The sequence below is a fragment of the Escherichia whittamii genome, from assembly GCF_014836715.1.
Taxonomy (GTDB): Bacteria; Pseudomonadota; Gammaproteobacteria; order Enterobacterales; family Enterobacteriaceae; genus Escherichia; species Escherichia whittamii.
On the sequence record NZ_JACSQI010000007.1, the window covers coordinates 1 to 13,985 of the forward strand.

At 54.5% G+C, this 13,985-nt stretch carries 11 protein-coding genes and 1 pseudogene; 8 read left to right on the top strand and 4 right to left on the bottom strand.

The annotated features are described in order from the left end of the window. Together tssI and H9644_RS12200 are read right to left on the bottom strand one after the other, a co-directional pair. A pseudogene (gene tssI / locus H9644_RS12195) lies at window positions 1–1,569 on the bottom strand (type VI secretion system tip protein TssI/VgrG); the annotation flags it as partial. A gap of 231 nt (window positions 1,570–1,800) precedes the next feature. After that, a complete protein-coding gene (locus H9644_RS12200) occupies window positions 1,801–2,007 on the bottom strand; it encodes a YbfA family protein (RefSeq protein WP_000424791.1) in 207 nt (68 codons plus the stop codon). 314 nt (window positions 2,008–2,321) lie between these two features. Here H9644_RS12200 and kdpF point away from each other — a divergent pair, with 314 nt between their 5' ends. The 6 genes from kdpF to kdpE are packed head-to-tail and all read left to right on the top strand — an operon-like array spanning window position 2,322 to window position 10,087. Further along, entirely contained in the window at window positions 2,322–2,411 is a 90-nt protein-coding gene (gene kdpF, locus H9644_RS12205) for a K(+)-transporting ATPase subunit F (RefSeq protein WP_064528933.1), read from the top strand. Beyond that, on the top strand, window positions 2,411–4,084 hold the full coding sequence (gene kdpA, locus H9644_RS12210) for a potassium-transporting ATPase subunit KdpA (protein ID WP_191774707.1): 1,674 nt from the start codon (window positions 2,411–2,413) through the stop codon (window positions 4,082–4,084). Before kdpF ends, kdpA begins: the two co-directional genes overlap by 1 nt. A 22-nt stretch (window positions 4,085–4,106) precedes the next feature. Beyond that, the gene (kdpB, locus tag H9644_RS12215) at window positions 4,107–6,155 is read left to right on the top strand and encodes a potassium-transporting ATPase subunit KdpB (RefSeq protein WP_191774709.1); all 2,049 of its coding nucleotides are present in this window, start codon (window positions 4,107–4,109) and stop codon (window positions 6,153–6,155) included. Window positions 6,156–6,163: 8 nt separating this feature from the next. Beyond that, entirely contained in the window at window positions 6,164–6,736 is a 573-nt protein-coding gene (kdpC, locus tag H9644_RS12220; RefSeq protein WP_064528936.1) for a K(+)-transporting ATPase subunit C, read from the top strand. Next, window positions 6,729–9,413: a two-component system sensor histidine kinase KdpD gene (gene kdpD / locus H9644_RS12225; protein WP_064528937.1), complete on the top strand. Its 2,685-nt coding sequence runs from the start codon at window positions 6,729–6,731 to the stop codon at window positions 9,411–9,413. The genes kdpC and kdpD overlap by 8 nt, the downstream gene beginning before the upstream one ends. Beyond that, on the top strand, window positions 9,410–10,087 hold the full coding sequence (gene kdpE, locus H9644_RS12230) for a two-component system response regulator KdpE (RefSeq protein ID WP_191774710.1): 678 nt from the start codon (window positions 9,410–9,412) through the stop codon (window positions 10,085–10,087). Before kdpD ends, kdpE begins: the two co-directional genes overlap by 4 nt. Before the next feature lie 175 nt (window positions 10,088–10,262). Here the strand turns inward: kdpE and pgm are convergent, their stop codons facing one another. Both pgm and seqA read right to left on the bottom strand, forming a co-directional pair. Next, window positions 10,263–11,903, bottom strand: a complete 1,641-nt coding sequence (gene pgm, locus H9644_RS12235) for a phosphoglucomutase (alpha-D-glucose-1,6-bisphosphate-dependent) (protein WP_001297249.1) — start codon at window positions 11,901–11,903, stop codon at window positions 10,263–10,265. Window positions 11,904–11,931: 28 nt separating this feature from the next. Further along, a complete protein-coding gene (gene seqA / locus H9644_RS12240) occupies window positions 11,932–12,477 on the bottom strand; it encodes a replication initiation negative regulator SeqA (RefSeq protein ID WP_001515978.1) in 546 nt (181 codons plus the stop codon). A 184-nt stretch (window positions 12,478–12,661) separates the two neighbouring features. On the opposite strand from seqA, the gene ybfF reads away from it, so the two are divergent. Together ybfF and ybfE are read left to right on the top strand one after the other, a co-directional pair. Beyond that, window positions 12,662–13,426, top strand: coding sequence for an esterase (gene ybfF, locus H9644_RS12245; protein WP_191774712.1), 765 nt, complete (start codon window positions 12,662–12,664; stop codon window positions 13,424–13,426). 139 nt (window positions 13,427–13,565) lie between these two features. Further along, a complete protein-coding gene (gene ybfE / locus H9644_RS12250; RefSeq protein WP_064528940.1) occupies window positions 13,566–13,859 on the top strand; it encodes a LexA regulated protein in 294 nt (97 codons plus the stop codon). Window positions 13,860–13,985: the final 126 nt, after the last annotated feature.

The following is a 13,985-nucleotide window of genomic DNA, read 5'->3' on the forward strand; positions in this document are numbered from 1 at the left end:
CCGATGCTGACCGTCCGGTCATAGTTGACCCGCTTGTCTTTACTGTTCAGCACAACGACCTGCATATTTTTCTGTGCATGGATATACACCAGCTCACTGTCCGTGGCGTCTTCAAACCGCAGCTCGTTAAAGCCTCCGCCCTTGTACGTCTTCGACCGGATGGTCATCTGCGTCTTCGTCCCCGGCAGGTCACCCGGCGAACGGTTGTCCTCATGGTAGGTACGTCCCATGATTATCGGCTGGTCCGGGTCACCGTTCAGAAAGTCCACTATCACTTCCTGGCCCACCCGCGGTATCGCCAGGTTGCCGAAACCCGGTCCCGCCCACGCCTGCGACACCCGTATCCAGCATGAACTCTCCTCCGTCATACCGTGATAACGGTCCCAGTGAAACTTCACCCGCACCCGGCCATGTTCGTCGCAGAATATCTCCTCGCCCTCCGGACCGGTCACGATGGCACTCTGCGGGCCGTCCACCTTCGGCTTCGGCAGCGGTGCGTGACGCCACGTCCTGTCCGCCGGTATCACCTCAAACCGGTTTATCAGCGTCGTTCCTTCTCCCTTACTTCCGTGCAACGCCTGCGGCTGTTCTCCCCGCAGCGTGCTTCCCACAACCTGCCATTCACGGTTCAGCGTCCCTGACGGATGGCCCGTAAGCCGGAACCGCGTTCCCGGCCACAGCCGCGCCGTGTTACACACTCCGCTTGCCGTCTCCGCCCCGTTCCGCCACCCTTCCGTCTGGTAACGCGCAAAGTCCCGCCCGTGCTGCTCATCCTTGAACCGCCCCGGATAATCAAATATCTCGTACTGTGTTCCCTGTCCGTTCAGACTCTCCCCGTCATGGCGGTAGTACCCCGGCCACCCCGGCGTTTTGAACGTATAATCCTGCGTCTCCACCGACGCCACGCTTATCTGCGCCCGGTAACGGAACTCGCTGATATACTCCGTCGTTCCCCCGGTCGTGGTGTTCGGGTTAAACGCCAGCGCCCCCATTCCCGTCAGCCCCGCCACATCATCACACACCGCCAGCTTCTGCTCCGGCCCTTCCTTTGCGCCGCGCTCATAAAAGAAGATGCCTTCCTCCGCCCACAGTCGTGTCAGAAACGCCAGGTCGCTCTCTCCGTACTGCACGCAGAACTCCCGCGCCGGATGCTCCTCATAGAACAGCGGCATCCATGCCGTCACCCCGTTCTCGTCAAGAAGCTGGGCTGATATTGTCCGGATGTCCTGCTGCTGGAAGATACGGAAGTTCTGCCGTAACCCTGCCCGCCACAGCGGCGGGCTGATGCTCAGGGAATAACGCATCTGCCAGCCGTTATTCACCCCCGGCGACACCCCGTTCACGATACCGCTGACGTAACGCTGCGGGATATCACCCTGCCAGACCGTCAGCACCGTCTTCTTCTCCAGAAAATCCTCCGCCGTCAGGTCGGAACAGCCCGCTGGCAATCTCCACTTCCAGGATGAACGGGGTGCAGTGGTGCTGGTACAGACGGAAGCTCACCACCGCCGTCGCCATCTCCACAATGCCGTCCACCGACAGGGTGAAACGTAATCCTTCTGAGGACATATAAACCCCATAGCTACCGCACTCATGGTTCTCACTCTAAAGACTTATAAGAAAGCCTTAAGTGAGATACCCGTCAGATAGCAGCAATTAGGAAAATATTTATATATATTTCATGAATATATATTTCAGTTGGGTAATGCAGTGTATAAATATTTATCTGAACGTCTTCCTGATACAAAAAAACCGCCAGCGTTTCCGCTGGCGGTTTTCAATGTATTCAAGATTCAGCAATCAATAAAAATCACCGGTTGCCTTTTCGGCCTGATCCATCCACACCGGTTTATCGCTGGTTTTCGACCAGACGCGGTGCAGGTAGCTGTAAAAGCGGGCGCGGTCTTTCCAGAAAAGCATGAAAGGCAGCGCCAGAACGCCCGCAGCAACCGCATAAGTACGGCGTAAAAAGATAAGCCATGCAGGATATTCTTTATAGAGTTCCATACTTTTCTCCCCCTTTCTTGTATCTACCCGGTGAATGGCACCGGCAAAATGAATATGTTTATCTGATGAAAATAGTACCGCCTTTTGTGTAATTTTACCACTCATCCGACCACTTATTTTTGCTTATTGATGGTTTATTTACATTCACCGCGTAATTAAGTTACAAAAAAGTTAAAACAATACTAACCATTAGTTAGATTATGGCTTTTGCCATTTTTATACTTTTTTTACACCCCATCCGCAGATTTTTGCGAAATCTTTGCAGCCAGAATTCTACCCTTCCGGTATCACTTTTAGGCCACTGGAGGTGCACTGTGAGTGCAGGCGTGATAGCCGGCGTGTTGCTGGTGTTTTTATTACTGGGTTATCTGGTTTATGCCCTGATCAATGCGGAGACGTTCTGATGGCTGCGCAAGGGTTCTTACTGATCGCCACGTTTTTACTGGTGCTAATGGTGCTGGCGCGCCCTTTAGGCAACGGGCTGGCACGGCTTATTAATGACATTCCTCTTCCCGGTACGGCGGGCGTTGAGCACGTACTCTTTCGTGTACTTGGCGTCTCTGACCGAGAGATGAACTGGAAGCAATATCTCTCTGCCATTCTCTGTCTGAATATGTTGGGGCTGGCGGTGCTGTTTTTTATGTTACTCGGTCAGCACTATCTGCCGCTTAATCCGCAGCAGTTGCCGGGGCTGTCGTGGGATCTGGCGCTCAATACTGCCGTCAGCTTTGTCACCAATACCAACTGGCAAGCTTACAGCGGTGAAACGACGTTGAGCTATTTCAGCCAGATGGCGGGCTTAACGGTGCAAAACTTTCTTTCTGCCGCCAGCGGGATTGCGGTGATTTTTGCCCTCATCCGCGCATTTACCCGCCAGAGCATGTGCACGCTCGGCAATGCCTGGGTCGATCTGCTACGCATTACGTTATGGGTGTTAGCCCCTGTGGCGTTGTTGATCGCCCTGTTTTTTATTCAACAAGGTGCGCTGCAAAACTTTCTGCCCTATCAGGCGGTGACGACCGTCGAAGGAGCACAACAACTGTTACCAATGGGTCCGGTGGCTTCTCAGGAAGCAATCAAGATGCTCGGTACTAACGGCGGTGGCTTCTTTAATGCCAACTCATCGCATCCGTTTGAAAACCCGACCGCACTGACCAACTTCGTGCAAATGCTGGCGATCTTCTTGATCCCAACGGCACTGTGCTTTGCCTTTGGCGAAGTGGCAGGCGATCGTCGTCAGGGACGCATGTTTCTATGGGCGATGTCGGTCATTTTTGTCATCTGTGTGGCCGTGGTGATGTGGGCAGAAGTTCAGGGTAATCCACATCTGCTGACGCTCGGCGCGGACAGTAGCATCAATATGGAAGGTAAAGAGAGCCGTTTTGGCGTGCTGGTCAGCAGCCTGTTTGCAGTCGTGACTACGGCGGCTTCCTGCGGCGCGGTGATTGCGATGCATGATTCGTTTACCGCTCTCGGCGGCATGGTGCCAATGTGGCTGATGCAGATTGGTGAAGTGGTATTCGGCGGTGTCGGTTCTGGTCTTTACGGCATGATGCTGTTCGTCCTGCTGGCGGTGTTTATTGCCGGACTGATGATTGGCCGTACGCCGGAATATCTGGGTAAAAAAATCGACGTGCGCGAGATGAAACTGACCGCGCTGGCGATTCTGGTCACTCCAACGCTGGTGTTGATGGGCGCGGCGCTGGCGATGATGACCGACGCCGGACGTAGCGCCATGCTCAACCCTGGCCCGCACGGTTTTAGCGAAGTGCTGTACGCCGTGTCGTCCGCCGCTAACAACAACGGCAGCGCCTTTGCCGGATTAAGCGCTAACTCTCCGTTCTGGAACTGTTTACTGGCGTTGTGCATGTTTGTCGGGCGCTTCGGGGTGATTATCCCGGTAATGGCGATTGCCGGTTCGCTGGTGAGTAAAAAGAGCCAACCCGCCAGCTCCGGCACACTGCCAACGCACGGCCCGCTGTTTGTTGGCCTGTTAATCGGCACCGTGTTGCTGGTTGGCGCACTGACCTTTATCCCTGCCCTGGCGCTTGGTCCGGTGGCTGAATATCTCTCCTGATGATATTGAGTGAGTACTGAATATGAGTCGTAAACAACTGGCGCTATTCGAACCAACACTTGTCGTTCAGGCGCTAAAAGAAGCGGTGAAAAAATTAAATCCGCAGGCGCAATGGCGCAATCCGGTGATGTTTATCGTCTGGATCGGCAGTCTGCTGACTACCTTTATTAGCATCGCGATAGCGAGCGGCGCGATGCCTGGCAATGCGCTGTTTAGTGCGGCAATTAGCGGCTGGCTGTGGGTCACCGTACTGTTCGCTAATTTCGCCGAGGCGCTGGCAGAAGGCCGCAGTAAAGCACAGGCCAACAGTCTGAAAGGGGTGAAAAAAACCGCCTTTGCCCGCAAGCTGCGCGAGCCGAAATATGGCGCTGCGGCAGACAAAGTTCCTGCCGATCAACTGCGTAAAGGCGACATCGTGCTGGTAGAAGCAGGCGATATTATCCCCTGCGATGGTGAAGTTATTGAAGGTGGCGCATCGGTCGATGAGAGCGCCATCACCGGGGAATCGGCACCGGTTATTCGTGAATCCGGCGGCGATTTTGCCTCCGTCACTGGCGGTACACGTATTCTTTCTGACTGGCTGGTGATTGAGTGCAGCGTTAACCCTGGCGAGACATTTCTGGATCGGATGATCGCGATGGTGGAAGGCGCACAGCGACGCAAAACACCGAACGAGATTGCCCTGACCATCCTGCTGGTTGCCCTGACCGTCGTCTTTTTACTGGCAACCGCAACGCTGTGGCCATTTACCGCCTGGGGCGGCAACGCGGTCAGCGTGACGGTACTGGTGGCGCTGCTGGTCTGCCTGATCCCTACCACCATCGGCGGCCTGTTGTCGGCGATCGGCGTCGCCGGGATGAGTCGAATGCTGGGCGCGAATGTAATTGCCACCAGCGGGCGTGCAGTTGAAGCGGCGGGTGACGTTGACGTTCTGCTGCTGGATAAAACCGGCACCATCACGCTAGGTAACCGTCAGGCATCGGAGTTTATCCCCGCGCAGGGCGTAGAGGAAAAAACGCTGGCCGACGCCGCGCAGCTGGCTTCGCTGGCCGATGAAACGCCGGAAGGCCGCAGCATTGTGATCCTCGCAAAGCAGCGTTTTAACCTGCGCGAGCGCGATGTGCAGTCGCTCCATGCCACCTTTGTGCCATTTACTGCGCAAAGTCGAATGAGCGGGATCAATATCGACAACCGTATGATCCGTAAAGGTTCTGTCGATGCCATTCGCCGCCACTTTGAAGTTAACGGTGGTCACTTCCCTGCCGATGTTGATCAAAAAGTCGATCAGGTTGCGCGTCAGGGGGCCACGCCACTGGTAGTAGTAGAAGGTTCCCGCGTACTGGGCGTTATTGCGCTGAAAGATATCGTCAAAGGCGGCATTAAGGAGCGCTTCGCCCAGCTGCGCAAAATGGGCATTAAAACGGTGATGATTACCGGCGATAACCGTCTGACAGCCGCCGCGATTGCTGCGGAAGCGGGCGTCGATGATTTCCTCGCCGAAGCGACACCGGAGGCCAAGCTGGCGTTGATTCGTCAGTATCAGGCGGAAGGCCGTTTAGTGGCGATGACCGGCGACGGCACTAACGATGCTCCGGCGCTGGCGCAGGCCGATGTCGCGGTAGCGATGAACTCCGGCACTCAGGCGGCGAAAGAAGCAGGCAATATGGTGGATCTCGACTCCAACCCGACCAAGTTGATCGAGGTGGTGCACATTGGCAAACAAATGTTGATGACCCGTGGCTCACTCACCACCTTCAGTATCGCCAATGATGTGGCGAAATACTTCGCCATTATTCCGGCGGCGTTCGCGGCAACGTATCCGCAGTTAAATGCGCTGAACATCATGCGCCTGCATTCGCCCGACTCCGCCATTCTCAGTGCGGTGATTTTCAACGCCTTGATTATCGTCTTTTTGATTCCCCTGGCGTTAAAAGGCGTGAGTTATAAACCGCTAACGGCTTCTGCCATGTTGCGCCGTAACTTATGGATTTACGGTCTGGGTGGGCTGCTGGTGCCGTTTATCGGTATCAAAGTGATTGATTTACTGCTGACCGTTTGCGGTCTGGTGTGAGGATTACCATGAGTGGATTACGTCCGGCATTATCGACATTTCTCTTTCTGTTACTGATTACCGGCGGTGTGTACCCGCTGCTGACCACCGCGCTGGGGCAATGGTGGTTTCCCTGGCAGGCCAATGGTTCATTGATTCGTGAAGGTGATACGGTGCGCGGCTCGGCGTTAATCGGGCAGAATTTTACCGGCAACGGCTATTTTCATGGCCGCCCGTCGGCAACGGCAGAAATGCCCTATAATCCACAGGCTTCTGGCGGGAGCAATCTGGCAGTCAGTAATCCGGAGCTGGATAAACAAATAGCTGCACGCGTTGCTGCATTACGGGCAGCTAACCCGGACGCCAGCACGAGCGTTCCGGTTGAACTGGTGACGGCGTCGGCAAGCGGGCTGGACAATAACATTACCCCGCAAGCAGCGGCCTGGCAGATCCCACGCGTGGCGAAAGCGCGTAATCTCAGCGTTGAACAGCTCACGCAACTGGTCGCAAAATACAGCCAACAACCGCTGGTGAAATATATCGGCCAGCCGGTCGTCAACATTGTCGAACTCAACCTGGCGCTGGATAAGCTTGATGAATAACGAACCCTTACGTCCCGACCCCGATCGTCTGCTGGAACAAACTGCCGCGCCGCATCGGGGAAAGCTAAAAGTTTTCTTCGGTGCCTGTGCTGGCGTCGGAAAGACCTGGGCGATGCTGGCAGAAGCCCAGCGGCTGCGGGCGCAAGGGCTGGATATTGTGGTTGGCGTGGTAGAAACCCACGGTCGGAAAGATACCGCCGCAATGCTGGAAGGTCTGGCTGTTCTACCACTGAAACGCCTGGCGTATCGTGGGCGGCATATCAGCGAGTTTGATCTCGATGCCGCCCTCGCCCGCCGTCCGGCACTGATCTTAATGGACGAACTGGCGCACAGTAATGCGCCAGGTTCCCGTCATCCTAAACGCTGGCAGGACATTGAAGAGCTGCTGGAAGCTGGCATTGATGTTTTCACTACCGTCAACGTTCAGCATCTGGAAAGCCTGAACGATGTGGTCAGCGGCGTCACCGGAATTCAGGTGCGGGAAACCGTGCCCGATCCTTTTTTCGATGCCGCCGACGACGTAGTACTGGTGGACCTGCCCCCGGACGATCTGCGTCAAAGGCTGAAAGAAGGCAAAGTCTACATTGCCGGGCAAGCGGAACGCGCCATTGAGCATTTTTTCCGCAAAGGCAATCTGATCGCCCTGCGCGAGCTGGCGCTGCGCCGTACTGCCGATCGCGTAGATGAACAAATGCGTGCCTGGCGGGGACATCCTGGCGAAGAGAAAGTCTGGCACACGCGAGACGCGATCCTTTTATGCATCGGGCATAATACCGGCAGCGAAAAACTGGTCCGCGCGGCGGCGCGGCTGGCGTCACGGTTGGGGAGCATCTGGCACGCGATATATGTTGAAACCCCTGCCCTGCACCGCTTACCGGAGAAAAAACGCCGGGCAATTCTCAGCGCCTTGCGTCTGGCGCAGGAGTTAGGCGCAGAGACGGCAACGCTTTCTGAGCCGGCGGAAGAAAAAGCGGTTGTCCGTTATGCCCGTGAACATAATCTCGGCAAGATTATTCTCGGTCGCCCGGCCTCGCGCCGCTGGTGGCGTCGGGAAACTTTTGCTGACCGACTGGCACGTATCGCCCCCGATCTCGATCAGGTACTGGTCGCGCTTGATGAACCACCCGCTCGCACCATTAATAACGCGCCGGATAGCCGCTCTTTTAAAGATAAGTGGCGCGTACAGATTCAGGGATGCATGGTTGCCGCCGCGTTATGTGCCGTTATCACCTTAATTGCCATGCAGTGGCTGATGGCGTTTGATGCCGCAAACCTGGTGATGCTGTATCTGCTTGGTGTCGTGGTGGTGGCGCTGTTTTATGGACGCTGGCCTTCGGTGGTCGCCACGGTCATTAACGTGGTGAGTTTCGATCTCTTTTTTATCGCCCCACGCGGTACGCTCGCCGTCTCTGATGTGCAATATCTGCTGACTTTCTCGGTGATGCTAACCGTCGGGCTGGTGATCGGCAATCTCACCGCTGGCGTGCGTTATCAGGCACGGGTAGCCCGTTACCGCGAGCAACGCACGCGACACTTATATGAAATGTCAAAAACGCTGGCGGTGGGCCGTAGTCCGCAAGATATCGCCGCCACCAGTGAACAGTTTATTGCTTCTACTTTTCATGCCCGCAGCCAGGTGTTGCTGCCTGATGACAACGGTATATTACTACCGCTAACGCATCCGCAGGGGATGACGCCGTGGGACGATGCTATCGCTCGCTGGAGTTTTGACAAAGGCCAACCGGCTGGTGCTGGCACCGACACCTTACCCGGCGTGCCGTACCAGATTTTGCCGTTAAAAAGCGGTGAGAAAACCTACGGTCTGGTGGTGGTAGAACCGGGGAATTTGCGCCAGTTGATGATTCCGGAACAGCAGCGCCTGCTGGAGACGTTTACGCTGTTAGTTGCCAATGCTCTGGAACGCCTAGCGCTGACCGCCAGCGAAGAACAGGCGCGGATGGCCAGCGAACGGGAACAGCTCCGCAACGCTCTGCTGGCGGCGCTTTCACATGATTTACGCACTCCGCTTACCGTGCTGTTTGGTCAGGCAGAAATTTTAACGCTTGATCTGGCGAGCGAAGGTTCTCCGCACGCTCGCCAGGCCAGCGAAATTCGCCAGCATGTGCTGAATACCACCCGCCTGGTGAATAATCTACTGGATATGGCGCGAATTCAGTCCGGCGGCTTTAATTTGAAGAAAGAGTGGTTAACGCTGGAAGAAGTGGTCGGTAGTGCGCTGCAAATGCTGGAGCCGGGATTATCATCGCCTATCAACCTTTCGCTGCCAGAACAGCTGACCTTAATCCACGTTGACGGGCCATTGTTTGAACGGGTACTGATTAATCTGCTGGAGAACGCGGTGAAATACGCCGGCGCGCAGGCTGAAATTGGTATCGATGCCCATGTAGAGGACGAGAAACTGCAACTGGATGTCTGGGATAACGGCCCCGGAATTCCACATGGCAAAGAGCAAACTATTTTCGATAAGTTTGCCAGAGGGAATAAGGAATCGGCAGTACCGGGCGTCGGGCTTGGGCTGGCAATTTGTCGGGCGATTGTAGAAATACACGGTGGCACGATTACTGCGTTCAACCGACCGGAAGGTGGCGCCTGTTTTCGTGTTACACTTCCCCAGCAAAACGCCCCTGAACTTGAAGAATTTCATGAGGATATGTGACAAACGTTCTGATTGTTGAAGATGAACAGGCTATTCGTCGCTTTCTGCGCACAGCGCTGGAGGGCGACGGTATGCGCGTCTTTGAGGCCGAAACGCTGCAACGCGGTTTGCTGGAAGCGGCGACCCGCAAACCAGATTTGATTATTCTCGATCTCGGCTTGCCCGATGGCGATGGGATTGAGTTTATCCGCGACCTGCGTCAGTGGAGCGCAGTGCCGGTGATTGTACTTTCCGCACGTAGTGAAGAGAGCGACAAAATCGCCGCGCTGGATGCCGGCGCTGATGATTACCTGAGTAAGCCGTTTGGTATTGGCGAATTGCAGGCCCGTCTGCGCGTCGCCTTACGTCGCCACTCTGCTACCGCCGCGCCCGATCCGGTGGTGAAATTTTCCGATGTGACCGTCGATTTAGCCGCCCGGGTGATTCACCGTGGCGAAGACGAAGTGCATTTAACGCCAATAGAATTCCGCCTGCTGGCCGTGCTGCTCAACAACGCCGGAAAAGTACTCACCCAACGCCAGTTACTCAACCAGGTGTGGGGACCAAACGCGGTCGAACACAGTCACTATTTGCGTATTTATATGGGGCATCTGCGTCAAAAACTGGAACAAGATCCGGCTCGTCCTCGCCATTTTATTACCGAAACCGGGATTGGGTATCGGTTTATGCTTTAGGGGGCTGAATTGCCGGATGCGGCGAAAATGCCTTATCCGGCTTACAAAATCTCGCAAATTCAATATATTGCACTATCTTCGTAGGCCTGGTAAGCGTAGCGCATCAGGCAGTTATGTGTTTGTTATAAGTAAAAAGGGCGATCTTCCGACCGCCCTTTTTTATTACTTTCTGTGATTACGCGTTTTTCAGAACTTCGCTAACAATCTCAACCGCTTCTTTCTCGATCTGCTTGCGATGTTCCTCACCAAGGAAGCTTTCGCAATAAATCTTGTATGCGTCTTCCGTGCCTGACGGACGCGCGGCGAACCAGCCGTTGTCGGTCATCACTTTCAGGCCGCCGATAGAAGCACCGTTGCCAGGCGCTGCGGTTAGGCGCGCGGTGATCGGGTCGCCTGCCAGAGTGCTGGCGCTCACCATTTCTGGAGACAGCTTAGACAGTGCCGCTTTTTGTGCAGAAGTCGCGGCTGCCTGCAAACGGTTGTAGCTCGGCGCACCAAAGCGTTTTGCCAGTTCGTTGTAGTGTTCCTGCGGGTTCTTTCCGGTGACAGCGGTGATTTCCGCCGCCAGCAGACACATGATGATGCCGTCTTTATCGGTCGACCAAGGCGTACCGTCGAAACGCAGGAACGACGCGCCCGCGCTCTCTTCGCCGCCAAAGCCAAAGCTGCCGTCGAACAGACCATCAACAAACCATTTGAAACCTACCGGGACTTCTACCAGCTTGCGGCCCAAGTCATTGACCACGCGGTCAATCATCGCAGAAGAAACCAGCGTTTTACCGACGGCAACATCTTTGCCCCACTGCGGACGATGCTGGAACAGGTAGTTGATCGCCACCGCCAGGTAGTGGTTTGGATTCATCAAACCTGCTGGAGTGACGATACCGTGACGGTCATAATCCGGGTCGTTAGCAAACGCCAGGTCGAACTTATCACGCAGTGCCAGCAGGCCCGCCATCGCACACTCGGAGGAGCAGTCCATACGGATCGCGCCGTCTTTATCGAGGTGCATAAAGCGGAACGTTTGATCGACCTGATCGTTAACGATGGTCAGGTTGAGGTTGTAATACTCGCCAATGCGCTTCCAGTATTCGATACCTGAACCGCCCAGCGGATCGACACCCAACGTCAGGCCCGCTTTCTGAATCGCCGCCATATCGACGATATCCGCCAGACCTTCTACGAACGGTTGCACCAGATCTTGCTCTTTCACATGACCGGATGCCATCGCTTCGTCGAGGGAGATACGCTTCACGCCTTTCAGGCCATCGGCCAGCAGTGCGTTAGCTCTGTCTTCCACCACTTTGGTGACGTTAGTATCAGCCGGGCCGCCATTTGGCGGGTTGTATTTGATACCACCATCTTCCGGCGGGTTATGGGACGGCGTAATCACGATACCATCTGCCAGCGGTCCACCTTTTTTATTGTGAACCAGAATGGCATTAGAGACGGCAGGCGTCGGAGTGAAGCCATTGTTTTCCTGCACAATAACGTCTACCCCGTTCGCTGCCAGCACTTCCAGTACAGAAATAAACGCAGGTTCGGACAGGGCGTGAGTATCTTTACCCACATAGCAAGGGCCAGTGATGCCGTTTTTCGCCCGTTCTTCGGCAATCGCCTGAGCAATAGCCAGAATGTGCGGCTCGTTAAAGCTATGGCGCGCTGCACTGCCACGGTGACCGGAAGTACCGAATTTCACCGCGTGCTCCGCATTCCCTGCTTCTGGTTTCAGTACATAATATTGCGCCGTCAGTTGGGCGACGTTTATCAAATCACTCTGCTGTGCAGGTTGACCTGCACGATTGTGGATTGCCATTGCTTTGTCCTTTATCTGCAACGTTGTTTTAAATTGTCCCGCAAACCTTTTCAATCAATTCCGCCGGGAATTGCATCGACTGCATGATGTGTTCAATCATGCTGCATTTACGGCCAGTGTTAGTGTTGGTGATCACCCAATACGGCGTGCCTGGCACATGCTTCGGCTTGGTCTGATTACCATTTTTCAGCAGCGTCTGTTCATCTGCTGCAAAGTAAACGCGCGTGCGGCCGTGCAACGATTCCGTTGCCTCGGCAAACGCCTGGGCGTCAAGAGAATATAGTGTAGACAACAACAGCATAAAGCGGTTGACCGCGCGCTTCTGCTCTGCGTATTCATCGGAAAGCAAAAGTTCACGCATTGCGCGTACTTTGTCTTTAATCGTTTTGATCGGCTTCGCTTCGACGATAGCAGGCGACGCAATGCGAACCTCTTTCGTCACCGGAGCAGCAGGCTGTGATGCGGCGGAAAATTTCAACATACGCCGTAAAATGTCGGATGCGCTCTCGCCGATATGCTTAGTGTGGCTGGCAATATAGCTGTAGAGTTCATCATCAACTTCAATCGTTTTCATCTTAATCCAGTGCGGTGTCTTAGCTGAATACAAGTCGCCGGGAGTATATGAATAAATCCCGGCAGCGGATAGCGTCAAGCCTGGCGTGCAGAAAAAATCGGATTAAACCTTATTTATTGCAGCCCTGTGGCACAATGGTCAACATAATACCCTAACCCAACTACACGAAAAAAAGAACTTTGCCATGAAATTGAATATCCGCGCGCAATCTGCACAAAATCAGCATAATAATTCTCCCATCGTCCTCGTCCACGGGTTGTTTGGTAGCCTTGACAATCTCGGCGTGCTGGCGCGCGACCTGGTAAACGATCACAATATCATCCAGGTTGATATGCGTAACCACGGACTTTCGCCACGAGATCCGCACATGAATTACCCGGCGATGGCCCAGGATCTTGTTGACACTCTGGATGCGCTGCAGATCGATAAGGCGACATTTATTGGTCATTCAATGGGCGGTAAAGCTGTGATGGCACTGACCGCGCTGGCGCCCGATCGCATCGAGAAACTGGTAGCGATCGATATCGCGCCGGTGGATTATCACGTGCGCCGTCATGATGAAATTTTCGCAGCTATCAACGCGGTCAGTAGCTCCGACGCGCAAACGCGCCAACAGGCAGCTGCTGTAATGCGCCAATATATTAATGAAGAGGGCGTGATTCAATTCCTGCTGAAATCTTTTGTTGACGGTGAGTGGCGTTTTAACGTGCCAGTATTATGGGATCAGTATCCACATATTGTTGGCTGGGAGAAAATTCCGGCATGGAACCACCCTGCTCTGTTTATTCCTGGCGGCAATTCCCCGTATGTTACTGAACAGTATCGTGATGATTTGCTGGCGCAATTCCCACAAGCACGGGCGCATGTCATTGCAGGCGCGGGTCATTGGGTACACGCAGAAAAACCAGATGCTGTGCTGCGGGCTATCCGTCGCTATCTTAATGATTAACGCAACTGATTAAAAACCCAGCGTCCGCGCGGCATTCCGCGCGTGGGCGTTGGCGAGATTCCTCATGCTGTTGTATTATGGCGGGCTATCCATCCGGGCAGGCGCCTGGCTGATTGTTTCCCCCGAAGTCACCAAGATCATGGCCAAAGAACAAACGGACCGTACGACATTAGATCTGTTCGCGCACGAGCGTCGACCGGGACGACCGAAAACCAATCCGCTTTCGCGCGATGAACAGCTGCGTATTAATAAACGCAACCAGCTAAAACGCGACAAAGTACGTGGCCTTAAGCGTGTCGAACTGAAGCTGAACGCGGAAGCTGTCGAGGCGCTGAACGAGCTGGCGGAGTCGCGTAATATGAGCCGTAGCGAACTGATCGAAGAGATATTGATGCAGCAACTGGCGGCGCTGCGTAATCAGGGCATCGTTTAATTATCCACTTTCGTGTAGCACAGTGTGCAGTCCTGCTCGTTTGCTGATTCCGCAAGACTGCCTGTTCTGCTATGATTGCCTTTATCCGTGGGCAATTTGCCACCCCCATTTCAATAAGTTTCAAGA